This window comes from Halopseudomonas sabulinigri (assembly GCF_900105255.1).
Classification (GTDB): domain Bacteria; phylum Pseudomonadota; class Gammaproteobacteria; order Pseudomonadales; family Pseudomonadaceae; genus Halopseudomonas; species Halopseudomonas sabulinigri.
Genome location: NZ_LT629763.1, coordinates 1,898,528 through 1,924,569, shown reverse-complemented (window position 1 = coordinate 1,924,569; position 26,042 = coordinate 1,898,528). Strand labels below are relative to the sequence as shown.

Sequence of the window (26,042 nt, the reverse complement as noted above, 5' to 3'; positions counted from 1 at the left end):
CTCCTGGCTGTGATGCCAATCGTCTCCCGGGCTTTTGTCCCGCCGTGTAACCTTTGACTGAAAGGTCGAGTGCTCTCGGACCAGTCACTGAGCAGATCAGCCGGAACCCTAGCGCTCTATTTGCAAATTGTGTGTTGCAACTGCTTTGAGGAGTGCGAACGCATTTACTAAAGCAAATAGCAGACCAGAAAATCTGCTAGGCGCTGGTGCCCGCTTTAACGGGGCTGTGCAGCAATATGGGGGCGGGGGCGAGATGACGTTATGCCATGTTTTGGTGCGTCATGCGCTTGCTGGGTGTTTTTGGTGCAATCTCGTTGCGTGGCTCGCGAGCCGTTGGCAGCTACTGAAATCAGCTTGCGTCCCAGCCCGCCGTAATCTGTGTGATCACGCTAGGGGTATCTGCTTCAAGACGCTGTAACAGTGCGTCCGGCGCATGGGTCTGTGGGTCGTGCTTACCGCTCCAGCGCGTGATTTCCAGCATGATTGGCAGGAGGTCGCGGCCTTTCTGGGTCAACGAATATATCGATTTAGAGCGATTCTTCTCACTTGTCGCCTTGCTGACGATGCCCAGCTGTTCAAGGCGCCGCAAGCGGTCAGCAAGAATATTGGTCGAGATTTTCTCATCGGAGGAGAGGAAGTCCCCAAACGACTGCTTTGCCTTGAACATCAGATCGCGAATAATCAGCAGCGTCCATTTGTCGCCGAAAGATTCCAGGGCGAAATTGATGGGGCAGTGGGTGCGACAGGGAAACTCTTCCGGCATCTGCAGGTTACCTCGATTTATCAGCAATAGAGATACTAGCATCGGCCTATTCACTACCAAAATTGCTGGCTGGCTGGCTGGCTGGCTTGCGAGCCAGCAGCGCCTACATCTGCCCGCAGATTAGCTCGATAAAAAGTACTTGCAAAATGCAAGTTAGTGAGCGCAAGTTGGCGTTTTCCCCCTCAGGAGTCTGCACCCATGCCGTTCACTCGCCCGGTGTTCATCGTTGCCGTGATAGCCGCATTGCTCATGTTGATTACAGCGCTCTGGTATAGAAGTGGCGGTTCGCCGTTAACCGAAGCGGAGGTCAATAGTTATATGCAGCGTGTTGATGAGCTGCCCCCTACAACACGCGACTTTCTGCAGGGGCTGGATGTGGCCACATTTATGAGAGCTGACGACGGCAAGCCGGTTCACGTGGTTAATCTGTTTCAGCTGAACCCCGACAGCGGCGAGCAGGCGCTGGCTCGCTTCAGTAGGGCAATGTTGCCTCTCTGGCTGAAAAAGGGCGGCTATCCGGTATTTTCCATGCCGGTTGCGTCTCCCAGCGCAGTGCAGCCCTGGGAGTTCATCAGTGTTGTGCGGTATCGCAGCCGACGGGATTTCATGGAGGTGGTGCTGGATCAGGCATATAGCCAAGCGCTGCCTGATCGCCAGGCTGCGACGCAGCTGAATGTGCGGGTGGTGAGTAGCGGAAACGAGTTTCCGCGTCCGCTGCTACTGATCTTCGCGATCCTGGCCAGTGTCCTGATCTTCACCTGGGCGATTGCCGCCTGGCGTAGCAAGGCATCCCGATAAGGCCTTGCCGATACTCGGCAAGCAGCTGGTTGATTTGGCTTGCCACTGCACAGCTGCAGTGCGATGACCGCACGGTCTGCACTGGACTATTGCAGTGAACCTCGGTCACGGGATTCGTGATCCATGCCTATTTCTTTTGAAAACAATAGTTTGAAATCTATGGCACGCGCCTTGCTAAATCCTCTGTGACGCAGCGCTCAATGACTGGGCGCGGCGCCAGACACGACAGAATCAACTACAGAATTTTCGGGCAAAGGCGTCCACCAACATACCTGTTCTCAACAGCTATGTTCGTGGACGCCTTTTTTTGTGCGCGTTTTTCAGGAAAGGGTGCTCATGATCAAGCAAAACGGATTCAGGACTATCAACACCGCCAGCGTATTGGCCGCCTCTTTGGTGGCCTTCAGTCCCGCTGTGCTGGCGCAGGACGTAACGCAAGCGCAATCGCTGAAAGAAGCCGTGACCGAGGGGAAGGTCGGACTGGATCTGCGTTACCGCTACGAGTACGTCGATCAGAATGATGTGAGCAAGGAGGCCAACGCTTCAACGCTGCGCACCCGTCTCAACTTTGCCACCGCGCCTTACAAAGGCTTTGGCGCCTTTGTCGAATTTGATGATGTGACCGAGATCGGCGGCGGCAAGTATAACGACGCCACCGGGCTGCCCAGCGCTCATACCGACTACGCCGTAGTGGCAGACCCGGAGGGGACCGAGGTCAATCAGGCCTACCTGAGCTATGCCGGCGTCCCGGATACCGGCCTCAAGTTTGGTCGCCAGCGCATCATCTACGACAACGCGCGTTTTATCGGCAACGTCGGCTGGCGCCAGAACGAGCAGACCTTTGACGGTTTTACCGTCAACAACACCAGCCTGAGCGATACCACGCTCAACTATGCCTACATCTACAACGTCAACCGCATCTTTGGTGAAGACTCGCCCAAGGGCGATATCGACACCGACACCCATCTGGTCAACCTGTCCTACGCCGGTTTCGATTGGGTCAAGATTACCGGCTACGGTTACTTTCTCGATTTCAACGACACCCCGGCCGGCTCCAACAAAACCCTGGGACTGCGCCTGACCGGTGAGCCGGCGCTGGGCGAAAGCAGCAACCTGGTTTACGCGCTGGAGTACGCCCGCCAGAGTGATTACGCCGACGGTGAAAATATCGGCGCCGATTACCAATTGGCCGAGCTGGGCATCAACGTCAGCGGCGTGCAGTTGCTGGGCGGCTATGAATTGCTCGGTGCTGACGACTCAGCGTTTCAGACGCCCTACGCCACCGGCCACGCTTTCAATGGCTGGGCTGACAAGTTCCTCGCCACCCCGGCTGACGGCCTTGAAGACCTTTATGTGCAGCTCTCGGGCAGCCTGTTCGGCGTCAAGCTGCAGGCGGTTTACCACGACTTTTCCGCCGACGAGGGCAGCGCCCATTACGGGCAGGAGCTGGATCTGCTGGCGGCGAAAAAATTCGGTGACGTGACGCTACTGGCCAAGTATGCGCGCTACGAAGAGGACGAACTCTTCGCCGAGACCGACAAACTCTGGCTGATGGCACAGGTTGCCTTCTAAGCCGACTGACTTTTCACACTGCGAACGGAGATGTCCCATGAAGCAATTTACCCGCAAGACCTTTGGTGCTGGCCTGTCGTTGGCGGTCGCGCTCGTGGTTGGTAGCCTGCTGCCACTGCACAGTGCCCAGGCTGTCGAGGATCTGGAGAAGGAAGAACTCAAGTTCGGTTTTATCAAGCTGACCGATATGGCGCCGCTGGCCATCGCCTACGAAAAGGGCTTCTTTGAAGACGAAGGTCTCTATGTGACCCTCGAGGCTCAGGCCAACTGGAAAGTGCTGCTCGACCGCGTGATTGACGGTGAGCTGGATGGCGCGCACATGCTGGCCGGTCAGCCGCTGGGTGCCACCATCGGCTTTGGTACCCAGGCGGACGTGATCACTGCCTTCTCGATGGACCTCAACGGTAACGGCATTACCGTGTCCAATGCGGTCTGGGAAGAAATGAAAAAGCACATCCCGCTGGACGCCGACGGCAAGCCGCAACACCCGATCAGCGCCGCTGCGCTCAAGCCGGTAATCGAGCAGTACAAGGCGGCCGGCAAGCCGTTCAACATGGGCATGGTATTCCCGGTCTCCACGCACAACTACGAGTTGCGTTACTGGTTGGCGGCGGGCGGCATCAACCCCGGTTACTACGCGCCGGCCAAGGGTGATACCTCGGGCCAGATCAATGCCGATGCACTGCTCTCGGTCACGCCACCGCCGCAGATGCCAGCGACCCTGGAAGCCGGCACCATTTCCGGTTATTGCGTGGGCGAGCCTTGGAACCAGCAGGCGGTATTCAAGGGCATTGGCGTGCCGGTCATCACCGATTATGAAATCTGGAAGAACAACCCGGAGAAAGTCTTCGGCGTCAGCCAGCAGTGGGCGGACGAAAATCCCAATACCCACATTGCAGTGGTCAAGGCGCTGATTCGTGCCGCGGAGTGGCTGGATGCCGACAACAACGCCAATCGCGGCGAAGCGGTGAAAATCCTCTCGCAATCAGCTTACGTCGGTGCTGATGCCGAGGTGATTGCCAACTCCATGACCGGCACCTTCGAGTATGAAAAGGGCGACAAGCGTTCAGTGCCCGACTTCAACGTGTTCTTCCGTTACAACGCCACCTACCCCTACTACTCCGATGCCATCTGGTACCTGACGCAGATGCGCCGCTGGGGTCAGATTGGCGAAGCCCAGCCAGACAGCTGGTACATGGACATCGCGAAAAAGGTTTATCGCCCGGATATCTACGCAGTGGCCGCCAAGGAGCTGATCAGCGAAGGCAAGATTCCGGCCTCGGCCTTCCCGGACTTTGCCAACGAGACCGGCTTCAAGCCGCCGCAGTCCGAGTTCATCGACAAGGTGACCTACGACGGCAGCAAACCCAACGCCTATCTGCAGCAGTTCGAGATTGGCCTCAAAGGTGACGACAAGATCTGAACCGGGAAGCCGGCGGCGCACAGCGCCGCCATCCCACGCGCCCAACCTATGGAGGTGACCGCATGAGCAACAAACTGATTGGTTACATGGAGACGGCCGGGCTGTCCTGGATGGTGCCCATGGTCAAACTGTGCAAAGGCGAAGATGTGCGCGAGCAGGCTGCCGATCTGTTCAACAAGGTAGGGTTGCCGCTGATCGCGCTGCTGGTGTTTCTGGCCCTATGGTCAGCCGGCGCGGCGCAGGTGAAAACCAGCCTGGGCGTACTGCCTGGCCCGGTCGCCGTCTGGCATCAGGCGACCAACCTGTATGACGAACATCTGCAGCAACGCGAGAAGGCCGATGCGTTTTATGCGCGGCAGGAAGAGCGCAACGCCAAAAAACTGGCCGCTAACGCGGACGCCGAGATCAAGTGGCGCGACTATACCGGCAAGCCGACCTTCATTGATCAGATTGGCACCAGCCTGGTCACCGTGTTTACCGGGTTTCTGTTGGCGAGCTTTATCGCCATTCCCTTGGGCGTAGCTTGCGGCCTGAGCCCCAAGCTGTACGGCGCCATCAGCCCGCTGGTACAGATATTCAAACCGGTCTCACCGCTGGCCTGGCTGCCGATCGTGACCATGGTGGTCAGTGCCGTCTACATCAGCGACGACCCGTTGTTTCAGAAATCCTTTATTACCTCGGCCGTGACCGTAACCCTGTGCTCGCTGTGGCCGACTTTGATCAATACCGCCGTGGCCGTCGCGTCCATCGACAAGGACTGGATCAACGTCGGCCGGGTCATCCGCCTGAACTGGGCCACCCAAGTGTTCAAGATCGCCATTCCAGCAGCGCTGCCGATGATCTTCACCGGCCTGCGTCTGTCGCTCGGGGTGGGCTGGATGGTGCTGATTGCCGCCGAGATGCTGGCGCAGAATCCGGGGCTGGGCAAGTTTGTCTGGGATGAGTTCCAGAACGGCAGCTCCGACTCCCTGGGCCGCATCATGGTCGCGGTAATCACCATCGGCATCATCGGTTTTTTGCTCGACTGGCTGATGACCACGCTGCAGGCGTTGCTGTCGCACCAGAAACCGGCAGGCAGCTGAAGCAGCCCTGCACATATTTCTCAGTCAGCGCGCAGCGACCCGCTGCGCCAACCAGAACGAGGTGACAACCATGTCCGTCGTACAGATGCTGAAACGTGAACCGAAAGTGGCAGACAACATGACCGAAATGGGCGAGCAGCAGGACAGCACCGGTGTTAACAAGGGCCGCTGTTTTCTGGAGTTGTCCGGGGTGTCCATCGACTTCCCCACGCGCAAGGGGCCATTCCGGGCGCTCAACAACGTCAACCTGAAAATCGCCAAGGGCGAGTTCGTGTCGATAATCGGTCACTCCGGGTGCGGCAAATCCACGGTGATGAACATCGTAGCCGGGCTGGCGCAGGCCACCGAAGGCGGCGCGATTCTCAATGGCCGCGAGGTCAACGAACCGGGGCCTGAGCGCGCCGTGGTGTTTCAGAACCACGCCTTGCTGCCTTGGCTGACCTGCTATCAGAACGTTGAACTGGCGGTGAAAACCGTGTTCAAGGGCAAGAAAAGCAAGCAAGAGATGCGTGAATGGATTGAGCACAACCTCAAACTGGTGCACATGGATCACGCCATTCACAAGTATCCGGCCGAGATTTCCGGCGGGATGAAGCAACGGGTAGGGATCGCGCGGGCGTTGGCAATGGAGCCCTCTGTACTGCTCATGGATGAGCCCTTCGGCGCCCTGGACGCCTTGACCCGCGCGCACTTGCAGGACTCGGTCATGGAGATTCAGAGTGATCTGAACAACACCGTGATCATGGTGACCCACGATGTGGACGAAGCCGTATTGCTGTCCGACAAGATCGTGATGATGACCAACGGCCCCTCGGCTACCGTCGGTGAAGTGCTGGAAGTGGATCTGCCGCGCCCGCGTGACCGTCTGGCGCTGGCCAGTGACGCGCGCTACAACCAGTTGCGCTCCGAGGTGTTGACCTTTCTTTATGAGCGGCAGCGTCGTCCGGAAGGGGTATGAGGCAAGCCACCTAGCGAGGCAGCAGTGCCTCTGGGGTGATATCGGCGATGGTCGGGGTACCGGCCAACGCCATGGTGACTTCCAGCTCTTCGCGCAGGATACGCAGCATGTGTGCCACACCCAGCTTGCCGGCCACCGCCAGCGCATAAAGCTGGGGCCGGCCGAGCAGCACGGCGTCTGCCCCCAGGGCCAGGGCCTTGAACACATCGGTGCCGCGTTCGATGGCACCGTCCAGCAGCAGGCAAAAGTCCTGACCGACACGCTGGCGGATTTGCGGCAGCATCTCGATCGGACTGGGCACGCAGTCGAGCGTGCGGCCGCCGTGGTTGGAGATCACCGCGCCGGCCAGCCCCATGTCCTGTGCGCGCTGCACGTCGGCCGGATGCAGCAGGCCCTTGAGGGTAATCGGCAAGCGGGTTTGCTGCAGTAGCCAGGCGATGTCATCCCAGGCGGGTACTTCACTCATCATGCCCTGAAATACGATGCTTTGACTGGGCTCGAAGCTGGCGCTGGGCAGCGGCGGACGGTCCTTCAGATTGACCGCTTCCACGCCGGGCGGCAACACGTAACCCGCGCGCTGCGCGCGGTTGCGGATGCCGTGCAAGGGGGCGTCTACCGTCACCATCAGCTGGGTATAACCGGCCGCCTCGGCGCGGCGTACCAATTGCAGGGTAAAGTCGCGGCTTTGCTGCATGTACAGCTGGAACCACTTTGGCGCGCTACAGCGCGCGGCGATGGCCTCCAGGCTGACACTCGACAGGGTGCTGGCGACCATGCCGGTTTCCAGCACGCTGGCCGCCTCGGCCGTGGCCAGCTCACCTTCGGGATGGACCAGAGTCTGAAAAGCCACCGGAGCCAGCAGCACCGGGTGGCGCAGCCGCTCACCCAGTACCTGAGTGTGGGTGCCGCCGGCGGTGCAGTCGACCAGGGCGCGCGGCAGTATCTGCAATGCATCCAGCGCGTTCCGATTGCGCTTCAGGCTGAGTTCATCAGCGCCGCCGCCGGCGATGTATTCCATTACCGGGTGTGGGATAAATGCCGGGGCGTAGCGCGCATAATCGGCCACGCTGACCAGATCGGCGGGGATGGCGCTCAGCGGCGCACGCGGGGTCTCGGGTGCAGACATCAGGTATCCGCCCATTGACGAATCAGGTTGTGATAGATGCCGGACAGCCGCACCACCTCGTCGTGGTGGGCGCCCAGTTCGCTGGTCAGCGCCTGTACGCTTTGATCCAGCTCGAACAGGGTCTCGCGCTGCTGATTGTTGCGCACCATGCTCTGCAACCAGAACACCGCACAGGTTCTTGCCCCAGTGGTCACCGGGGTGACGCTGTGCAGGCTGGTAGACGGGTAGAGCACCAGGTCACCGGCGTTGAGCTTCACGCGCTGGGCGCCGTAGTTGTCTTCAATGACCAGTTCGCCGCCCTCGTACTCCTGCGGGTCGCAGAGAAACAGGGTGGCCGACAGGTCAGTGCGAATCGGGTTGGGGTTGCCGGGCACATAGCGAATCGCGTTGTCCACGTGCAGCCCGTAGGTTTCGCCGCTGCGGTAACGATTGAACATCGGCGGAAAGAGTCTCAGCGGCAGGCCCGCCGAGATGAAAGTGGGGTGTTGCGAGAGGGTGTTGAGAATGATGTCGCCCAACTGCTGCGCCAGTTTGCTGTCCAGCGGCAGTTGCTGGTTCTGCTTGACCTGACGGGCCTGGCCTCCGGCCGTGGCGTTGCCGTCCTGCCAGTCGGCGCAGTTGTCCAGATGGCTGCGGATCTTGCCGACATCCTCGGCGCTGAATACGCCTGCAATCGGAATAATCACATTCATTCCCCTGACAATAGAGCGGCGGCGAAGTTGTCCTCGCCGCCGCTGGTTTCAGCCTGATGTGCGCTTAGAACTTGTAGCGTGCCGTCAGCTGAGCGTTACGGGCATCACCCTTGTAGACGATACTGCCGCCACGGTAAACCGCGGTGTAGTAATCCTCATCGAAGATGTTCTGCACATTCGCACGGAGATCGAACTGCTCGTTGAAGCGATAGCTGGCGAACAGGTCGTACACGGTGTAACCGTCCAGTTTGATGTTACCGCTGGCGCCTTCGTCGGGCTGGCCGCCAAACATTTCGCTGGAGTAGGTCATGGTGCCGCCAAACGCAAAGGCGGGAGTCAGCTGGTAGCGCAGTTGGGCATTGGCACTTTTCTCGGCGAAGTTGGCTTTAGGCCGGCCTTCGTTTTCCTCGTTGTAGGACTCCAGTGTTTCGGAGTCCATCAAGGCTGCGCCTACCTGGCCGCTCAGCTTGTCGGTAATGTTGCCGGAGAGACCCAGCTCGACGCCGTGTACGCGGTTCTTGCCAGTGTTCAGGCTGCCGCCGGTCTGGTAAGAGTCGTTGCCGCCTTCGATGACGTCATCCTTGGTAGTCTGAAACACAGCAGCGGTCAGCAGCAGGCGATGATCCAGCAGGTTCCACTTGGTACCCAGCTCCCAGTTGGTCGACTGCTCCGGCTCCGCCTGGGCGTAGTTGCCCGCGTCGTCGACACAGAGGCCGCCGTAGCCGCAGTTGGTGACCGCGTCGGCTTCGCCGCCGTTGATATTGGACGAGGTACTCCAGCTAACATAAACGTTGCCGTGTTCCCAGGGCGAATAGACGACACCCAGATGGCCGTTCCAGAAACCGTCGTCGTATTCGTACGTGGCTGCCGGAATGATCACGCCGCCGCGGCCAGTACGCTCTTCGGTGTTCAAAGCGTAATCGAAGCGATCATAGCGGGCGCCACCAAAAACTTCCCAGTCTTCGTTGAGCGTGATGGTATCCATTACGTAGGCCGAGACGGTTTCCAGCTCCAGCGCGCTCTGTTTGTCGCTGCGGGTTTTGGTGCCGTTCCAGGCGTTGTTGTCCGGGTTGTAGGGATCGACTACAACACTGCTTGGTGTGGCAGAATAGCCACCGGCATCGGTTTGCTCGTTGGCATACTCGCCGCCAACGATGACCGTATGGCGTACATCGCCCCACATCTTGTCGATGGTCAGGTTGGTTTGATTGCCGATGTAATCGTTTTCCTGCCAGCCGCCAAAGCTGCGGGTTCCGCCGCTGCGCGAGCTGTACGCGGTGACGATGTAGCTGTTATCAGTTGAGCCCACACGGCTTTTGTTTTCCAGCTTGACGCCGTCGCCCAGTTCCCACTCAAAGCCCAGGGTGAAGATGTCAGCACCAGTCTCCTGAAAGTCCAGCCCACTCTGACCAACGTACTTGGCGTCGTCATCCGGCTTGCCATTGTTCATGAAGGTGCCAGGATCGGTACGATCGTCGCTGCGAGCGTAGTAGTAATCCGCCAGCACCTTGAACTCATCCAGCGGCTGGTACACACCGGACAGCAGGGCGCCTTCGCGGCGCTTCTCGGCAGGCGCGCGGTCGGGCACTTCGGCTTCGGTGTACAGACCGTTGAAGCGAATCGCCAGCTCATCGGAGAGCACGTTGTTGGTGTCCAGGGTGTAACGCTGGAAAGCATCTGTGCCCAAGCCGCCTTCTACCGTGGTGAAGTCGTCCCAGATATTGGCTTTCTTGGTCACGCTGTTGACCGCGCCGCCAGTGGAGCCGCGGCCGGCAAAGGTGGAGCTGGGGCCCTTGGCGATTTCGATCTGTTCCAGTGCAAAGGTTTCGCGGGTGATCAGGCCGGGGTCGCGCAGGCCATCGGTGTAGATGTCACTACGTGCTTCGTAGCCACGGATGATGTAGCGGTCGCCGAAGGAGTTGCCGCCTTCACCGGTGCCCAGGGTAATACCTGGCTGTGCTGCCAGAATGTCTTTCAGTTCGGTCTTGCCGGAGTCTTCGATGGCGCTCTTGGTGATCACCGTCATGGTCTGCGGCGTATCGGCAATCTCGCGGGTGTGGCGGCTGTCAGACAACACGCGGGCCTTGTAGGGCGCGGCTTCCTCAGCATAGGGGTTGGCTTCGGCCTGAATGCCGGTGTCTTCGATCACCAGGGTGTCGAGGTTAACTTCTTCTTCAGCCGCGTGCAGGTGGCTGACCATGGCACCGGAGATGGCCAGTGCCAGTGACGTCGCCATGACGCGATGGCCACTGTGCTTGCGTAGGGTAAGGTCCGCGCTGACGGTGCCAGCGGCTGCAGTACGTTTTGTCTGGATCATGCTCTCTTTCCTAGCTGGTTGTGTTCCCTGGCTTACCCAGACTGCTCCCGCTGCACGCTCTCTGGTGGAGCTGTCAGGGGCCGGGTTTGCCTGTGGGCGGGACCGCGATTGACGGTTTCTTCTTATCAGGCTTTGTTATTTGCAGGACCGCCTCAACGGCGGTCGGTCAGCTTGAACTCCACCGGAATAGTGATCGGTAACTGTTGCTCGGTCATATCGTCAGTGAACTCGGGCAGGGGCGTGGCACGCTTGAGCATGTCGAGCACCGCCTGATCCAGGCGCTCAAACCCTGAGCTGGTGCGAATGCTGGCCTGGCTCACCGAGCCGTCGCGGCCCACCACGAAGTACAGAACCGGTGTGCCTTGCTCGTTGCGCCGGCGTGATGCCGATGGGTAGCGCTTGTAGCGGGCGAGTTTGGCCGCCAGCATCGAGTAGTACGACTTGGTCGCGCTGCTGGTACCCCCCGCTGTCGTGGCGTTACCGGTACCGGTCGATTGTTTCAGCTCGTTGGTGTCGGTGTTACTTTGCCCGGTTTCGACCGCTGTCGGCGCGCTGACATCCTGCTTGACCTCTTCTGGTACGGCCTCGCGTACCGGCTCGGGTTTGGGCTTGGGTGGTGTTTTCACCTGTGCCACCGCTTGCTGGCGCGGGGGCGCAGGCGGCGGCTCCGGTGGCGGTGGCGGCGCGACTTGGGGCTTGGGTGGAGCGATTTCCTTCGGCTGCTCAGTTTCCTGGGCTGCGCCCAGGTCACCCAGCATCCCCAGATCAATCTCGATGCCTTGGGCGCCTTGATCGGCGGCATCGCCGACCGGTTTGGTGTACGCCAGTACGGCAAAGGTGAGGAGGTGCGCGGCAAGGGCAACCAATAGCGCGATCAACCAATGATGCGGACGAATCATGATGCCTCACCGCTGGGCTGCGTCAGCAGGGTAATGCGCCGAAAGCCGGCTGCCTTGATGCTGCGCATCACCGCTTGCAGGGTTTCCACCGGCACCTGGCCGTCGGCCTTGACGGCAATGCTGAAGCTTTCCGGGTCGGCCGCTTGCTCGAAGGCAGCTACCAGCGGCGCCTCGAGCGCTTCCAGGGTAATTTCCTGATCGTTCAGCCAGAGCACCTCATCTGCATCTATCAGCACGCGGGGTGCTTCGGCGTCGGTCGGTGTTTCGCTGATCGACTCGGGCGGTGCGATGAACTGCTTGTCCTGCTCGCTGATCTGGCCGGCGACCATGAAAAAGATCAGCATCAAAAACACGATGTTGATCAGCGGGATCAGTTGATCGTCGCTATTGTCCTTGCGCGGTGCTTCCTGGCCGCTGAAGTTCATGGCAGCACTCCGGTCATCGACACCTTGTCGGCACCTGCCTGGTGCAGCCGGTCCAGCACAGTGACCAACGTCTGCGTACGCACGCCAGCGACCGCCTCGACCGCGTAGACGGCCGCAGGGTCTTCGGCGACCAGTGCGCGCAGTGCCGGTAGATCCTGCAGGGCGTAGCGCTTGCCGTCATGGCTCAGCTCGCCGGCGTCGCTCTCGATGCGAATCAGCATGACGGTGTCGGGTTTGCTCTCGGTTTCGTTGGCCGACGACAGGCTGATCTGCCGCCAGTGCATGAAGTCGGAGGACAACATGAAAAACAGCAACAGAATGAACACCACATCGATCAGCGGTGTCAGGCTGATGCCGCGGCGCTTTTTGCCCGGAAAGGCCTCAAGCTGCATTGGCCACCTTCGCGCTGTGCTGCGGCTTGGGCTGATGGGTAAACACCTGGGTGACGGCATCATTCAGGCTGGCGGCGATGCGCTCAACACGGCGCTCCAGCCAGCTGTGAATTGCCACCACCGGAATGGCCACGGCCAGACCCACGGCGGTGGTCAGCAGTGCCTGCCAGATACCCCCGGACAGAATCGAGGGGTCAACCCGGCTGCCGGCCGACTCCATCTGCTGGAAGGCCTCGATCATGCCCAGTACGGTACCCAGCAAGCCCAGCAGCGGCGCCAGATTGGCGATCACCTCCAGTGGCCGCAACAGCAACTTGAGCTGATTCAGGCGGTAGCTGCCCACGCGCTGCAGCTCTTCGCGCAGCAGTGTCTGGTCGGTGCCATTGCGCATGCCGCGCATGGCCAGCAGCAGCACGGCCGGTACGGTCTGGCGGGTGTTCAGTTGCGCGATGGCACCCTCGGCATCGCCCTTATGCCACAACGACAGGCTGCGGTTTACCGCACGGCCGCCCTCGGGACGCGGCAGGTTGAACTGCCACAGCTTGATCAACAGAATGCTCAACGCGACGACCGACATGGCCAACAGAATCCATACCACCGGGCCGCCTACCACCAACCAACCGGTGACCGTATCAAGCATGGAGGTTGGTGCCACGGCACTGTCATGCAAGGCGTTTACCATCGGCTCCGCGGGCAGCTGCGTCGGATCGGTAACGGGAGCCGCTGAGCTAAGCGCATCGGTGGTTGCGGCTGGATCAGCGTTGGAGGCGGCGGTGACGGCTTCGTCTGAGGCGGTGCTGTTGGCTTCAGTGCTCACGGTGTGCTCCGAATAAAATTTGAGGCGCGAATGATAGATGTTCGTATTTGTATTGGCAATGCCTATATTGAACCAGCGCCGCCCGCCACTGGTCTGTACTAACAGGTCCTATTTTTTTGCCTACTATTGACCCTAAGGTCACTTGGTTTTATGGTTCGCACCGAACGTTGAGGCTGGCACGATCCATACGGCTCAAGTACTGACGACGAGACAGCAAGACCGCGGTTTTCAGGCGGGCTTATTGCTTTCGGCGCACGCCTTGGGAAGTAGGCGAACCAAAGTGGGGATACTGATCAGACGTTCGCACCCCCGGGTTGTGTGTTGGCTAACAGCGTTCAGAGTCGCTTCCGTCGGAAAGCGTGCCGTATGGTTTCTGCACTTCGCAGGGGCATTGGTACGTGTGTCTGCCCTGCATCTGATCTTCCTGCCCCCACGCGGTCCGCAACCAGAACTTACGCTTTGGAGCCGACGCCATGTCTATCAAGCTTGATGATTATTTTGACCGCGAGACCTTCAGCCGCATCAAGGCCTGCGCCGAACAGCACGAAACCCCCTTCCTGGTGGTAGACCTGAAAACCATCGATCGTGCCTACGACGAACTGGTCCAGGGCTTCCCGTTCGGCAAGGTTTACTACGCGGTGAAAGCCAACCCCTCCAATGAAGTGCTTGAGCTGTTGAAGAACAAGGGTTCCAACTTCGATATCGCCTCTATCTATGAGCTGGAAAAGGTCATGGCGCTGGGCGTCAAGCCCGAGCAGATCAGCTTTGGCAACACCATCAAGAAAGCACGCCATATCCGCGCCTTTTATGAGAAAGGTGTGCGCCTCTATGCCACCGATTCCGAGGCCGACCTGCGCAATATCGCCAAGGCCGCACCCGGCTCGAAGATCTACGTGCGCATTCTGACCGAAGGCTCCACCACCGCCGATTGGCCGCTGTCACGCAAGTTCGGCTGTCAGACCGACATGGCCATGGACCTGCTGGTATTGGCCAAGGAGCTGGGCCTGGAGCCCTATGGCATTTCCTTCCACGTGGGCTCGCAGCAGCGCGATATCGGCGCCTGGGATGCCGCGATTGCCAAGGTCAAGGTGATCTTCGAGCGTCTGAAAGATGAGGACAACATCACCCTGAAGATGATCAACATGGGCGGCGGCTTCCCGGCCAACTACCTGACCAAAACCAACACCCTGCAGACCTACGCGGAAGAAATCACCCGCTTCCTGCAGGAAGACTTTGGCGATGAACTGCCGGAAATCATCTTGGAACCTGGCCGTTCACTGATCGCCAACGCCGGTATTCTGGTCAGTGAAGTGGTGCTGGTGTCGCGCAAGTCGCATACCGCGCTGGAGCGCTGGGTGTACACCGACGTGGGCAAGTTTTCCGGCCTCATCGAAACCATGGACGAATCCATCAAGTTCCCGATCTGGACCGAAAAACAGGGCGAACTGGAAGAAGCCGTGATCGCCGGCCCGACCTGCGACAGTGCCGACATCATGTACGAGAACTACAAATACGGCCTACCGCTGAACCTCGCCATCGGCGACCGCATGTACTGGCTCTCGACCGGTGCCTACACCACCAGTTACAGCGCGATTGAATTCAACGGCTTTCCGCCGTTGGAGGCGTTTTACGTCTAGAACGATTCAGCCTGCGAACTGCGGTAAGTTGAGCGCAGTGTGTTGAAGCGAGCCCCGCACTGGAAACAGCGCGGGGTTTTTTGTTTATAGGGCACGGGTCGCAGTTTCAATGTGCGAGTTACACGATTGTCCGCTAGCGAGTAACTGGCAGCGCTTGGGTTTGCTACAGTCCGGGCAGGAAAAACACACTGCGTATAGGGATTCGTATGCTGGAAATCGCTTTTGGGGGGCTGCTTGGGTTGGTGCTGCTCGGGCCACTGTTTATGAACTTGGTCGGCCCCTTCATTATTTGGCGGACGCAGAAGATCTCAACCATCGTCCAGTTCGATCCTATCCCCGACGACGACTTTTTTGAGCGCTGTACCGAGGATGTTCCGTATTTCGATGAGCAGATTACGGATGCCGGGTTTGTGGTCGTGGGCAATTCGTCATTGCACGATAGTCACGCCGACACCTACTTCCGTGTCTACTGGCACGAGCACCTGAAGCTGGCAGGAACGGTCGTTGGCATCAGCGCGACCAATCAGCCGGATCTCACCTACTGCGAGTTCTCGCAGAAATTCGCCGACGGCCGGTGGCTGAACGTCTCGAACAGCAACCGCCCTGAAGCCTATCCTTCGCTGCCCATCAAGCAGAGTTTCCAGTTTCCGGAGGTGCTGGTCGTTGACCAACTGCTGTCGTTACATGCCCAGTTGCGGAAACGTCTGAAGGGTGATTTGCAGCCAGTCGATTACCGAGCGGAGCAGGGCTTTGCCGAAATCGCCGCGTTCCTGTGCGAAGAGTCTGATGCACTGCTGAATAAGGGGCTGGTCAAACCCAAAATCGATGCGGACGGCAAGCGGTCACTCAGCCTATTCGGGGCGTTTGTGATGACTTGGCGCTCGGTTTCGCCGGGTAGACTTATTGTTGCGGCAGCCAAGAAGCGAGCGGCTAAACGGTGGTTAGCGCGCGGCTAGGTTGCTGAGTCTCTATTGCAGCAGAATCTAACGTTCGCTGCACCGCCTCTGCTGGTAAGTAATCAGCAGATGGCGTCGATGAAACTGATCGAATGGTAACTTACAGTCAGAACCAAGATAGTGAGTAGCTCGTCCTGAGGTCGGCGCTTTTGCCATACTACTTTCCTGTTTCTCTCAGCCTCCGTCACCTTACCGCAATATAAACAAAAAGCCCGCTTCTGAATCAGAGGCGGGCTTTATTTGGCTAGCGCGCAGCACGTGGCTGGGCGCTGGTCGTTCGCCGTCAGGCAAATTTCTGGATATTTGCCATCAACTCACGCAGTGCTTCGATGTTGTCCTTCGGATGCACGGCGCCTTCGAAGTTGCACAGCTGCTCGAAGTTGGCTGCGACGTCTTCCGGGGTGAAGCCTTCATCGGGGTTGAAGCCAATGCCCAGTGAGCGCTCCCAACGGACTTTACCCATCCAACCACCGCCGACTTCGAACAGGCTGCCGGTTTCTTTGCAGTCTTCAGAGCAGAGGAAGGCAACCAGCGGGCTAACCAGTTCGGGCTTGAGCTTTTCAAAGGCACCTTCGGGGAACAGGCCTTCGGTCATGCGCGTGCCGCCGGTGGGAGCGATGGCGTTGACGAAGATGTTGTTCTTGCGACCTTCGATGGCCAGGGTGCGGGTCAGGCCGTACAGGCCCAGCTTGGCCATGCCGTAGTTGGCCTGACCGAAGTTGCCGTAGATGCCGGAGGTAGAGGCAGTGAAGATGACGCGACCGAAGTTGCTGTCCTTCATGTGCGGCCAGGCAGCGTGGGTCACCTTGTAGGCGCCTTCAACGTGGACCTTGTAGACCAGATCCCAGTCGGCGTCGCTCATTTTGACGAAGCTCTTGTCGCGCAGGATGCCGGCGTTGTTGACGACAACGTCGACGCGGCCGAAGTTATCCATCGCGCACTGGACGATCTTGTCGCCGTCGATCACGTTGTCGGGGTTGGCAACGGCGGTGCCGCCGGCTGCTTTGATTTCTTCAACCACCTGGAGCGCGGCATCGCTGTTGGCGCCTTCGCCGTTGGCGCTGCCACCCAGATCGTTGACGATGACTTTGGCGCCGTGCTTGGCGAACAGTTTGGCGTGGGCGCGGCCGATGCCGCCGCCGGCGCCGGTGACGATGACGACTTTGTCGTCAAAACGAATATCGCTCATGGGTTGTCCCCTGATGGTTTACGAGTGAATGGTTACTGATGCATGTGCACAGATTAAAAGCGGCAGCCAGTGTCGAACAGTCGTTTGATTAAGGCAAGTGCCGGCCGGCGGGTGAATAACCCGTTATAAATGTTGCTCAGGGTCTGAGTCGCGCGGAGGGTCGACTATTTTGCAGCTCGGCGGGGAGCAGGGCGGTATCCAGCAGGGCGGCGGTGCAAATCTCCAGGCTGGCCTTGAGTAACAGGGCCGGCGCGCTGAACGGAAAGGTCAATGGCGAAAATACCAGGCTGCGCAAGATTCGGTCCTCTGCGTCGCATACCACCTTGGCGGTGTTGGCATAAGGGTAGGCAAAGGTCCGAGGGCGTTGGCAAGTGGTGGTGCGCTGCGTGGGTAACACGGTATAGGGCAATGTGCCGAGCAGTGCTGGGTAGCCTGACATGCGGTGGTCCTTGGTGGGTAGATGAGGCGGCATGGTCGGCTGCCCAGCACGGCGGGGCAAGTTGAGTGTTGGGGCTTTGTGATGCAGGTAGCGCTTGATGCGTGAAAGGCTTTTTGAGGGCCACACAGGGCCCCCAAAAAGTGCTGCTCAGACGGTCAGATAACGCTGAATCAGTTCGTCATCCAGTGCGGTCATCTCGCCGTTGGCGACCACCCGGCCGCGTTCCATGATGAAGAAGTGCTCGGCGGCGCGGCGGGCGAAGGGCAGTTTCTGCTCGACCAGCAACACGGTCAGGCCCAGCTCGCTGTTCAGCTTGCGGATCACCTCGCCGATGTCGCGCACGATGTTGGGCTGAATACCCTCGGTGGGTTCATCCAGAATAAGCAGCTTGGGGTCCAGTACCAGCGCGCGGCCGATGGCCAGTTGCTGTTGCTGGCCACCGGACAGGTCGCCGCCGCGGCGGTGCTTCATCTCTTTCAGTACCGGGAACAATTCGTAGATTTGCGGCGGTATCTGGCGCGCCTTGTCGGGGCGCGCGCCCAGTGAGATCTTCAGGTTCTCCTCCACTGTCAGTAGCGGAAAGATCTCCCGCCCCTGGGGTACGTAGCCGATGCCGGCGCGGGCGCGGTTTTCAGTGCTCATGCGGGTGATGTCCTGGCCCTTGAGGCTCATCTGCCCGTCGCGCACCGGTAGCAGCCCGGTGATGCATTTGAGTAGCGTGGTTTTACCCACGCCGTTGCGCCCCAACAGGCAACTGCAGCTGCCTTCTTTCAGTTCCAGATCCAGATCCCAAAGGATGTGGCTCTGGTTGTAGTACTGGTTGATGCCTTGAATGTTCAGCACGCCTTATTCCCCCAGATAAACTTCGACCACACGCGGATCGCTCTGCACCTGATCCATGCTGCCCTCGGCCAGCACCGAGCCCTGATGCAGCACCGTGACCTTGTTGGCGATGGAGCGCACAAAGGCCATGTCGTGCTCGACCACGATCACCGAATGACGACCCTTGAGCGAGGTGAGCAGGGCAGCGGTGTGTTCCACCTCTTCACCGGTCATACCAGCGACCGGTTCATCCACCAGCAGTACGCGCGGGTTTTGCACCAGCAGCATGCCGATCTCCAGCCACTGCTTCTGGCCGTGGGAGAGGGCGCCAGCTTCTTGTTGGTAATGCTGTGTAAGGCCGATCTGGGTGAGTACCTCATCAATGCGGTCGCGCTGCTCGCCACTGAGGTGCTTGTTCAGCGTGTACCACACGTGCTTGTTCGAGGCGGTCGCCAGCTCCAGATTCTCGAACACCGAGAGTGCCTCGAAGATAGTTGGCTTCTGGAACTTGCGGCCGATGCCGCCGCGGGCGATTTCGTGCTCGGAGAGCTTGAGCAAATTGATGCGCTGACCAAAGTAGACGCTACCGCTACCGGGTTTGGTCTTGCCGGTGATCACATCCATCATGGTGGTCTTGCCGGCGCCGTTGGGGCCGATGATGCAGCGCAGCTCACCGTCGTCGATGTACAGGTTGAGGTTGTTCAGCGCCTTGAAGCCGTCAAAGCTGACGCTGACGTCCTCGACATACAGGATGGGGCCGTGCTTGGTGTCCAGCGACTTGTCGAAGGTCGGCGTGGGCTGAACGAGGTCGAATACCTGATCCTTGCGCCAGGTTTCGCGCAAACTGTTGAGCGGGTTCATGCTTTGTCTCCCTTGCGGCGCAGGCGATCAAACAGGCCGACAATACCCTTGGGCAGCAGCAGCGTGACCAGGACGAACAGGCCTCCGAGAATGAACAGCCAGGTTTCCGGCGAGAAGGTGGTAAAGAAGGTTTTTGCGTAGTTGACGCTGAAGGCGCCGACGATGGCGCCAAACAGGGTGCCGCGCCCGCCAGTGGCCACCCACACCACCATTTCGATGGAGTTGAGCGGTGAGAACTCGCCGGGGTTGATGATGCCCACCTGCGGCACATAGAGCGCACCGGCCACCGCGGCCAGCATGGCCGAAAACACGAATAGCCAGAGCTTGTAGGATTCGACCTGATAGCCGCAAAAGCGCGTGCGGCTCTCGGCGTCGCGGATCGACACGATCACCCGGCCGGCGCGTGAGGTCACTATGTAGCGGCAGGCCAGATAACCGATCACCAATGCGATGGCCGAAGCAATAAGCAGACCCACGCGGGTCGCCTTGGCAGCCAGATCGAAGCCGAGGATCTCCTTGAAATCGTTCAGCCCGTTGTTGCCGCCAAAGCCCATCTCGTTGCGGAAGAAGGCCAGCATCAGCGCGTAGGTCAGCGCCTGGGTGATGATCGCAAAGTACACGCCGGTCACCCGCGAGCGGAACGCCAGCCAGCCAAACACCAGCGCCAGCAGGCCAGGCACCAGCAGTACCATCAGCATGGCGAACCAGAACATGTCGAAGCCCTGCCAGTACCAGGGCAGCTCCTGCCAGTTGAGCACCACCATGAAGTCCATCAGCTCGGGGTGGCCGTAGACTCCGCGGTCACCGATCTGGCGCATCAGGTACATGCCCATGCCGTAGCCGCCGAGCGTGAAGAACGCGCCGTGGCCGAGCGACAGGATGCCGGCGTAGCCCCAGATCAGATCGACCGACAGGGCCAGCAGGGCAAAGCAGAGAAACTTGCCGAGCAGGGCGACAGTAAAGTTGGAAACGTACAGCGGTGAATCACTCGGCACCGCCAGATTGAGAATCGGCACGACGATCGCCATGAGGACCACCAGGCCCAGCACCAGCATTCCGCCCCGATCACTGAGTAACAGTCGTTGGGTAAGCATACTTCTTCCCTCGTTGAATTCGTCTGGCTATGGATGGGTTGGCAGGCCGATCAGTCGGCCGCCGCCCGTCCTTTCTGCGGGAAGAGTCCCTTGGGCTTTTTCTGGATGAACAGAATCAGCATGATCAGCACCAGTACCTTGGCCAGCATGGCGCCCGCGTAGGGTTCCAGGAAGTTGTTGATCAGGCCCAGGCTCATGGCACTGACGAGGGTGCCCCAGAGGTTACCCACGCCGCCAAACACCACCACCATGAAGGAATCAATGATGTAGGCCTGGCCCAGGTTGGGGCCCACGTTGGTCAGCTGTGACAGCGCCACGCCAGCTACCCCGGCCACGCCGGAGCCGAGGCCAAAGGTGAGGGCATCAACCCAGCTGGAGCGCACACCCACGGCGCGCGCCATAGCGCGGTTCTGCGACACGGCGCGAACCTTCAGGCCGAGCGTGGTGCGCTTCATCACCAGCATCAGTGCGAAGAACACCATCAGGCCGAAGATCAGGATGTACAGGCGGGTGTAGGTGATCGACAGCACCGGATTGATGCTCAAGGTGCCACTGATCCACTCCGGCGAGCTGACCGAGCGGTTAAGCGGGCTGAACAGGGTACGCACGGCTTGCTGCAACACCAGGCTCAGACCGAAGGTCGCCAGCAGGGTTTCCAGCGGGCGGCCATAGAGGAAGCGAATGACGCCGCGTTCGATGGCAATACCCACCAGCGCGGTAATCAGAAAGGCCGCCGGGATGGCGATCAGCAGGCTCCATTCGATCAGGTCAGGGAAGAGCACCTGTACGCCCCAAGTGGTGTAGGCGCCAATCATGATCAGCTCGCCGTGGGCCATGTTGATCACGCCCATCACGCCAAAGGTAATAGCCAGACCGATAGCCGCCAGCAGCAGCACCGAGCCCAGGCTCAGGCCGAAGAACAGGTTCTCGACAAATCGGTAGAAGCTGATGCGGCCCTGGATTGACTCGATCGCCTCGGCGGCGGCGCTGCGTAGCTCGGCGTCGGCGTCGTTCTCGGCAATGCCGCGCAGGGCGTTGCGCGCTTCCTGTTCCAGCGAACCGCTGAGTTCATCGATGGCGGCCAGGCGCACATCGCGCTCAGGCGATTGCAGTTGATAGACCGCCAGCGCGGTGCTGATCGCATCCTGCACGCGGCCGGACTCTTCCACCTGCTGATGCGCCTGTAACAGGGCTGCGGTTTCGGCATCCACGCCATCACGAATAAAGCGCTGCACGGCGGCGTAGCGCTTATCCGTGTTGGGGTGGTTCAAATTGAGTTGGGCCACTTGGCCGCGCAGTTGCGTGCGCAGGCTGTTGTTCACCGGAATGCGGCGCAAGCCCTTGCTGTCGGCCAGCTCTGCACCGCTCAGGGCATCGGTCAGTTGATCGCCATTGCGAATGGCAACGACCGGTGGTTTGTCCTTGTTGGCCAGCAGGTCACCGCTGACCAGAGCGTTGAAAATATCCGCCAGACGCTCATCGCTCTGGCTGGAGAGCTGCTGCACGGTAGCAGCGCGGTCGCGCAGGCTGCCGCCGGCCAGTTGTTGTACCAGTTGCTCAAAGCTCGGTGGCGTCGCAGGCACGGCGTCGGTCTGGGCTTCGGGCGGAGTATCGGGTGTGGCATCGGGCGTTTGCGCGCTGGCGTGCAAAGGCATCAGGCAGATCAGCCAAAGCAGCGCGGCGTGCAGGTTATGCCGGGGTGTAAAGCGGCAAAGTGGGTTCATAACTGCAGTCCTGAAGGTTTTATTCTGGAGCAAGCAAAGAGGGAGCGGCACGCCACTCCCTCTGGTTCCGCTGGCGCGTGCTGCCGCCAGCAGAGAGCGTCCTGCTTATTGTTCGGCTTGCGCGCCGAGGCAGGTTTTGGTCTTGGTGTTGTAGTTGCCGCAGCTGATAGGCGCAGTCCAGTCGGACTTCAGGTCCTTGCTGCCTTCGAGGAAGTCGGACCAAGCGTCGCCAGGCACCAGCTCGTCGGTGCTGGACACGGTCAGGAACTGGCCGTCATCCTGGATCTCACCGATCAGCACCGGCTTGGTGATGTGGTGGTTTGGCAGCATCTTGCTGGTGCCACCGGTCAGGTTGGGTACTTCTACGCCCACCATGGCATCGATCACCTTGTCGGTATCGGTGGTGCCGGCTTTCTCAACCGCTTTCACCCACATGTTGAAACCGATGTAATGCGCTTCCATCGGATCGTTGGTGACGCGCTTTTCATCGCCAGTGAACTGGTGCCAGGTCTTGATGAAGGCTTCGTTCTCGGGGGTGTCTTCGCTCATGAAGTAGTTCCAGGCTGCCATGTGACCAACCAGCGGCGTGGTGTCGATGCCGGAGAGTTCTTCTTCGCCGACCGAGAAGGCCACTACGGGGATGTCTTCAGCAGAAACGCCCTGGTTACCCAGTTCGCGGTAGAAAGGCACGTTGGCGTCGCCGTTGATGGTGGAGACCACGGCGGTCTTCTTGCCGGCGCTACCGAAGCGTTTGATTTCTGCCACGATGTTCTGCCAGTCGGAGTGACCGAAGGGCGTGTAGTTGATCATGATGTCGTCTTCCGCCACGCCAGCGGCCTTGAGGTAGGCCTCCAGAATGCGGTTGGTGGTGCGCGGGTAGACGTAGTCGGTACCGGCTAGTACCCAGCGCTCAACGCCAAGTTCATCTTTCAGGTAGTCAACGGCCGGGATCGCCTGCTGGTTTGGCGCGGCGCCGGTATAGAACACATTGCGTGAGGATTCTTCACCCTCGTATTGCACGGGATAGAACAGCATGCCGTTCAGCTCTTCAATGACCGGCAGTACGGATTTGCGCGAGACCGAGGTCCAGCAGCCGAAGATGGCATCCACATGGTGCTGTTCCAGCAGCTCGCGGGTGCGCTCGGCAAACAGCGGCCAGTTGGAGGCGGGGTCAACCACGACGGGCTCAAGCTTCTTGCCGAGCAGGCCTCCTTTCTTGTTCTGCTCTTCAATCAGCATCAGCATGGTGTCTTTCAGCGTGGTTTCCGAAATGGCCATGGTGCCGGACAGCGAGTGCAATACACCGACCTTGATGGTTTCCTCGGCCTGCACGCTCAGCGCGCCCAGCGCCATGCTGCAGGCAACGCCCAGCGCGCCGGCTTTCTTGACCAGATTCTTCAGTTTCATGGGTACATCTCCATTGTTGTGATTGTGTCCAGTGATTGGTGTTGAGACAGCATCAGGCGGTCGCCGCCGTGCGGCTGGCCGCTGCAGAACATACGCACAGCACCCGCGCAGGCTGCCAACCGGGTGAGTTGGCGGCTGCGGGATGGGTCGCTAAGAGGGAACCGGGGGCGAGTTTGACGCGGCAGCGCTACAGCGTGGCGCTGTGGCTGCGGTGATTCTGGGTAGTGCCCCTGATATGAGCGAGTCATCGGTTTCCTGTCCGTCGCGGGTAGCTGCCTTGTAGGCACCAAGGGCAGAGCAGGGACCGTGCCAGAGTTTGACAATGTCACGCATTGTCAAATTTTATACTTAAAAATCAGCTTGTTATCTTCAGTTTTTTGGAGTTGCTAAGGTTGTCGGAGACGGTTTTGGTGGCGATACGAACTCTGCTTTAGCACCAGTTTGGTGCTTTGCCCTGATTTGGTGCGTCGCCGATCTCGCCCGCGAGGATGACAAAAAGCTATATGCGTATATGATAAGCATTCTCAGTTAAGGGAGGCTACGCATGGGCGCGCAACTGGCCAATATCTTGATTATCGAAGATGACCTCACCCTGAGCGGGCAGCTCAGTCAGCTATTGCACCATGGTGGTTATGCCATTGACTGTCAGTACGACGGCCCAGCCGGCTTGGAGCGGGCTTTGGCTAGTGAGCCCGACCTGGTGTTGCTGGATGTGAAGCTGCCGGGCCTCAACGGTTTTAGTCTGCTCAAGCGGTTGCGTGCCCAAAAGCAGACACCGGTGATCATGCTTACCGCCTGCGGTGCGGAAGAGGAGCGTATCCGTGGTTTGCGTCACGGCGCGGATGACTACCTGGCCAAGCCCTTCAGTCTGGAGGAGCTACAGCTGCGTATCGATGCAGTGCTGCGCCGCAGCCGCCCGCCACTGGGTGCGCGGCAGGGCGAGCTGGATCAACTGAGTGCGGGTGTTCTGCGGTTGGATCGCGATAGTCAACAGGCGCGGGTGAACGAGACGTTGATTGACCTGACTGCCATTCAGTTCCGCCTGCTATGGCAGCTGGTGGCCCAGCGCGGCGAGGTGCTGTCCAAACCCTATCTGTATCGCACCGTGCTGGATCGCGAATTCAGCCGCTATGACCGCAGCCTGGATATGCACATCAGCCGCATCCGGCGCAGGCTGACCGACGCCGGTCTGGCCGATCCGGTGCAAACCCTGCACGGCCGTGGATACCTGTTCGCATGAATCGCCGCCTGTGGTGGAAGCTGTGCGCCACTCTGGTGCTGGGGATGCTGGCGCTGTTCTGGCTCATCTCGCATCTGACCTGGGAAACCGAAGAGGCAATGAGTTTTATCGCCGAGTCGCATCAACGCACCCTGCGCAGCTATGGCGCGCAAGCCGAAGCGCTATACAACGCGGGCAACGAGCAAGCGCTGAGCGAGTGGCTGCGCAGCGTGCAGGAGCAGGAAAACACTTGGGCGGCGGTAATTCAATCTGACCTTACGCCCATCGCCGGCAGTACTTTTTCGCAACGTTTCACCGAGGGCTTTGGGCTGGGTCGCGACGTGTCGTGGAAGATACATCTGTACTTTGCGGAAAACCCGACCATGGACCTGCCGTTCAGTGATGGCCGTACCCATTTCGTCATCCAGCTGCCAGAACGCATGCGCCCTGGCAACTACTGGTCACCCTCGCGCCTGTTGTTACAGGTGGTGCTGCCGTTCGCAGTGCTGCTGCTGGTGTGTCTGCTGCTTTACCGTCATCTGATGCACCCGCTGCGCCGGCTGGAACTGGCCACCCGGCGGTTTAGTGAGGGCGACTACAGTGCGCGCGTAGGGGCCGATCTGGGCGCGCGCAAGGATGAACTAGCGGGGCTGGCACGCGCCTTTGATGGCATGGCCGAGCGCACCCAGCAACTGATCGAAAACCAGCGTCAGCGTCTCTCGGACATGTCTCACGAATTGCGCACTCCGCTCACACGCATCGAAATGGCGGTCAGCCTGGCGGAGCAGCAACAGGGCGATCAGCTGTTGCTTGAACGTATTCGCGGCGAATGCAACGGCATGCGGCAACTGGTGGAAGATGCCCTGACCCTCAGTTGGCTGGAGAACGAGAGCCCGGTACTGCGCGACGAAAGTCTGGACCTGACCGAGCTGGTCGACAGTATTGTGGATGACGCGCGTTTTGAATATCCAGAGCACAAGCTGAACGTGCAGCTGCCGGCCAGCGCCCGGCTAAGCAACAGCAGTCATCGCGCGTTGGGTCAGGCGATCGAGAACGTGGTGCGCAACGCCCTGGACCATACACCGCGCGGCGGCAGTGTACAGGTCAGCCTGGTGGAGCGCTCAGGCGTCTGGCTATTGAGCGTCGCCGACTGCGGTGCGGGCGTGCCGGGTGACATGCTGGAGCGTATTTTTCAGCCGTTTTTTCGCTTGTCCGGTGGCAGCAATGAGGGACGCAGCGGCTTTGGCCTGGGTTTGGCACTGGCGCGGCGGCAGGTGCAGGCGACCGGTGGTAGCCTCTCGGCAAGCAACGGCGCGCAGGGCGGGCTGGTGATCGAGATGCGCCTGCCGCGCGGCGGGTTGCAAACGTAACAAATGTAAAAGTGGTTTGCGTTACGCTCCAGACAAATGAGAATGCCGTCCAATTGAGAA

At 59.7% G+C, this 26,042-nt stretch carries 24 protein-coding genes and 1 riboswitch; of the genes, 9 read left to right on the top strand and 15 right to left on the bottom strand.

Annotated features, from left to right (window positions below; translation table 11 throughout):
* Positions 1 to 21: 21 nt before the first annotated feature.
* A riboswitch (guanidine-I (ykkC/yxkD leader) is annotated at positions 22 to 123 on the bottom strand.
* A gap of 226 nt (positions 124 to 349) precedes the next feature.
* Positions 350 to 763, bottom strand: a complete 414-nt coding sequence (locus tag BLU26_RS08615) for a winged helix-turn-helix transcriptional regulator (RefSeq protein WP_157719336.1) — start codon at positions 761 to 763, stop codon at positions 350 to 352.
* A 198-nt stretch (positions 764 to 961) separates the two neighbouring features.
* On the opposite strand from BLU26_RS08615, the gene BLU26_RS08610 reads away from it, so the two are divergent.
* From BLU26_RS08610 to BLU26_RS08590, 5 genes are all read left to right on the top strand, one after another.
* Positions 962 to 1,561, top strand: coding sequence for a hypothetical protein (locus BLU26_RS08610; RefSeq protein WP_092285733.1), 600 nt, complete (start codon positions 962 to 964; stop codon positions 1,559 to 1,561).
* Positions 1,562 to 1,897: 336 nt separating this feature from the next.
* Positions 1,898 to 3,133 (top strand): alginate export family protein, encoded by a 1,236-nt coding sequence (locus tag BLU26_RS08605; protein ID WP_092285731.1) that lies wholly within the window; start codon positions 1,898 to 1,900, stop codon positions 3,131 to 3,133.
* 37 nt (positions 3,134 to 3,170) lie between these two features.
* Positions 3,171 to 4,556: a CmpA/NrtA family ABC transporter substrate-binding protein gene (locus BLU26_RS08600; RefSeq protein ID WP_092285729.1), complete on the top strand. Its 1,386-nt coding sequence runs from the start codon at positions 3,171 to 3,173 to the stop codon at positions 4,554 to 4,556.
* Positions 4,557 to 4,618: 62 nt separating this feature from the next.
* Positions 4,619 to 5,638 carry an ABC transporter permease gene (locus tag BLU26_RS08595; RefSeq protein ID WP_092285727.1) on the top strand — a complete coding sequence of 340 codons (1,020 nt, stop codon included), beginning with the start codon at positions 4,619 to 4,621 and terminating at the stop codon, positions 5,636 to 5,638.
* Between the two features lie 127 nt (positions 5,639 to 5,765).
* Positions 5,766 to 6,596 (top strand): ABC transporter ATP-binding protein, encoded by an 831-nt coding sequence (locus BLU26_RS08590; protein WP_092288422.1) that lies wholly within the window; start codon positions 5,766 to 5,768, stop codon positions 6,594 to 6,596.
* A 10-nt stretch (positions 6,597 to 6,606) separates the two neighbouring features.
* Here the strand turns inward: BLU26_RS08590 and BLU26_RS08585 are convergent, their stop codons facing one another.
* From BLU26_RS08585 to BLU26_RS08555, 7 genes are all read right to left on the bottom strand, one after another.
* A complete protein-coding gene (locus tag BLU26_RS08585) occupies positions 6,607 to 7,722 on the bottom strand; it encodes an alpha-hydroxy acid oxidase (protein ID WP_092285725.1) in 1,116 nt (371 codons plus the stop codon).
* The gene (locus BLU26_RS08580; RefSeq protein WP_092288421.1) at positions 7,722 to 8,408 is read right to left on the bottom strand and encodes a Fe2+-dependent dioxygenase; all 687 of its coding nucleotides are present in this window, start codon (positions 8,406 to 8,408) and stop codon (positions 7,722 to 7,724) included. Before BLU26_RS08580 ends, BLU26_RS08585 begins: the two co-directional genes overlap by 1 nt.
* Positions 8,409 to 8,478: 70 nt before the next feature.
* Positions 8,479 to 10,731: a TonB-dependent receptor gene (locus BLU26_RS08575; RefSeq protein WP_092285723.1), complete on the bottom strand. Its 2,253-nt coding sequence runs from the start codon at positions 10,729 to 10,731 to the stop codon at positions 8,479 to 8,481.
* A gap of 152 nt (positions 10,732 to 10,883) precedes the next feature.
* Positions 10,884 to 11,630 (bottom strand): energy transducer TonB, encoded by a 747-nt coding sequence (locus tag BLU26_RS08570; RefSeq protein WP_092285721.1) that lies wholly within the window; start codon positions 11,628 to 11,630, stop codon positions 10,884 to 10,886.
* Entirely contained in the window at positions 11,627 to 12,055 is a 429-nt protein-coding gene (locus tag BLU26_RS08565) for an ExbD/TolR family protein (RefSeq protein WP_092285719.1), read from the bottom strand. Before BLU26_RS08565 ends, BLU26_RS08570 begins: the two co-directional genes overlap by 4 nt.
* On the bottom strand, positions 12,052 to 12,447 hold the full coding sequence (locus tag BLU26_RS08560; protein ID WP_157719335.1) for an ExbD/TolR family protein: 396 nt from the start codon (positions 12,445 to 12,447) through the stop codon (positions 12,052 to 12,054). The genes BLU26_RS08565 and BLU26_RS08560 overlap by 4 nt, the downstream gene beginning before the upstream one ends.
* Positions 12,437 to 13,264: a MotA/TolQ/ExbB proton channel family protein gene (locus BLU26_RS08555; RefSeq protein ID WP_197674546.1), complete on the bottom strand. Its 828-nt coding sequence runs from the start codon at positions 13,262 to 13,264 to the stop codon at positions 12,437 to 12,439. Before BLU26_RS08555 ends, BLU26_RS08560 begins: the two co-directional genes overlap by 11 nt.
* Positions 13,265 to 13,737: 473 nt before the next feature.
* Here BLU26_RS08555 and BLU26_RS08550 point away from each other — a divergent pair, with 473 nt between their 5' ends.
* Positions 13,738 to 14,901, top strand: a complete 1,164-nt coding sequence (locus BLU26_RS08550; RefSeq protein ID WP_092285715.1) for a type III PLP-dependent enzyme — start codon at positions 13,738 to 13,740, stop codon at positions 14,899 to 14,901.
* 206 nt (positions 14,902 to 15,107) lie between these two features.
* Complete coding sequence (locus BLU26_RS08545; protein ID WP_092285713.1) at positions 15,108 to 15,857, top strand: hypothetical protein; 750 nt, start codon at positions 15,108 to 15,110, stop codon at positions 15,855 to 15,857.
* 283 nt (positions 15,858 to 16,140) lie between these two features.
* On the opposite strand, the gene BLU26_RS08540 is transcribed toward BLU26_RS08545, so the two are convergent.
* The 7 genes from BLU26_RS08540 to urtA form a co-directional block, all read right to left on the bottom strand.
* Complete coding sequence (locus tag BLU26_RS08540) at positions 16,141 to 17,046, bottom strand: SDR family oxidoreductase (protein WP_092285711.1); 906 nt, start codon at positions 17,044 to 17,046, stop codon at positions 16,141 to 16,143.
* Between the two features lie 136 nt (positions 17,047 to 17,182).
* Positions 17,183 to 17,485, bottom strand: coding sequence for a hypothetical protein (locus tag BLU26_RS08535; protein ID WP_092285709.1), 303 nt, complete (start codon positions 17,483 to 17,485; stop codon positions 17,183 to 17,185).
* A gap of 147 nt (positions 17,486 to 17,632) precedes the next feature.
* Positions 17,633 to 18,328, bottom strand: coding sequence for an urea ABC transporter ATP-binding subunit UrtE (urtE, locus tag BLU26_RS08530; RefSeq protein WP_092285707.1), 696 nt, complete (start codon positions 18,326 to 18,328; stop codon positions 17,633 to 17,635).
* A gap of 3 nt (positions 18,329 to 18,331) precedes the next feature.
* Complete coding sequence (gene urtD / locus BLU26_RS08525; protein ID WP_092285705.1) at positions 18,332 to 19,168, bottom strand: urea ABC transporter ATP-binding protein UrtD; 837 nt, start codon at positions 19,166 to 19,168, stop codon at positions 18,332 to 18,334.
* On the bottom strand, positions 19,165 to 20,223 hold the full coding sequence (urtC, locus tag BLU26_RS08520) for an urea ABC transporter permease subunit UrtC (protein ID WP_231702057.1): 1,059 nt from the start codon (positions 20,221 to 20,223) through the stop codon (positions 19,165 to 19,167). The genes urtD and urtC overlap by 4 nt, the downstream gene beginning before the upstream one ends.
* 89 nt (positions 20,224 to 20,312) lie before the next feature.
* A complete protein-coding gene (gene urtB, locus BLU26_RS08515) occupies positions 20,313 to 21,986 on the bottom strand; it encodes an urea ABC transporter permease subunit UrtB (RefSeq protein WP_197674545.1) in 1,674 nt (557 codons plus the stop codon).
* A 105-nt stretch (positions 21,987 to 22,091) separates the two neighbouring features.
* Positions 22,092 to 23,393 (bottom strand): urea ABC transporter substrate-binding protein, encoded by a 1,302-nt coding sequence (gene urtA / locus BLU26_RS08510; RefSeq protein WP_092285701.1) that lies wholly within the window; start codon positions 23,391 to 23,393, stop codon positions 22,092 to 22,094.
* A 544-nt stretch (positions 23,394 to 23,937) separates the two neighbouring features.
* On the opposite strand from urtA, the gene BLU26_RS08505 reads away from it, so the two are divergent.
* Positions 23,938 to 24,633: a response regulator transcription factor gene (locus tag BLU26_RS08505; protein WP_092285699.1), complete on the top strand. Its 696-nt coding sequence runs from the start codon at positions 23,938 to 23,940 to the stop codon at positions 24,631 to 24,633.
* Positions 24,630 to 25,982, top strand: coding sequence for a sensor histidine kinase (locus BLU26_RS08500; protein WP_092285698.1), 1,353 nt, complete (start codon positions 24,630 to 24,632; stop codon positions 25,980 to 25,982). The genes BLU26_RS08505 and BLU26_RS08500 overlap by 4 nt, the downstream gene beginning before the upstream one ends.
* Positions 25,983 to 26,042: the final 60 nt, after the last annotated feature.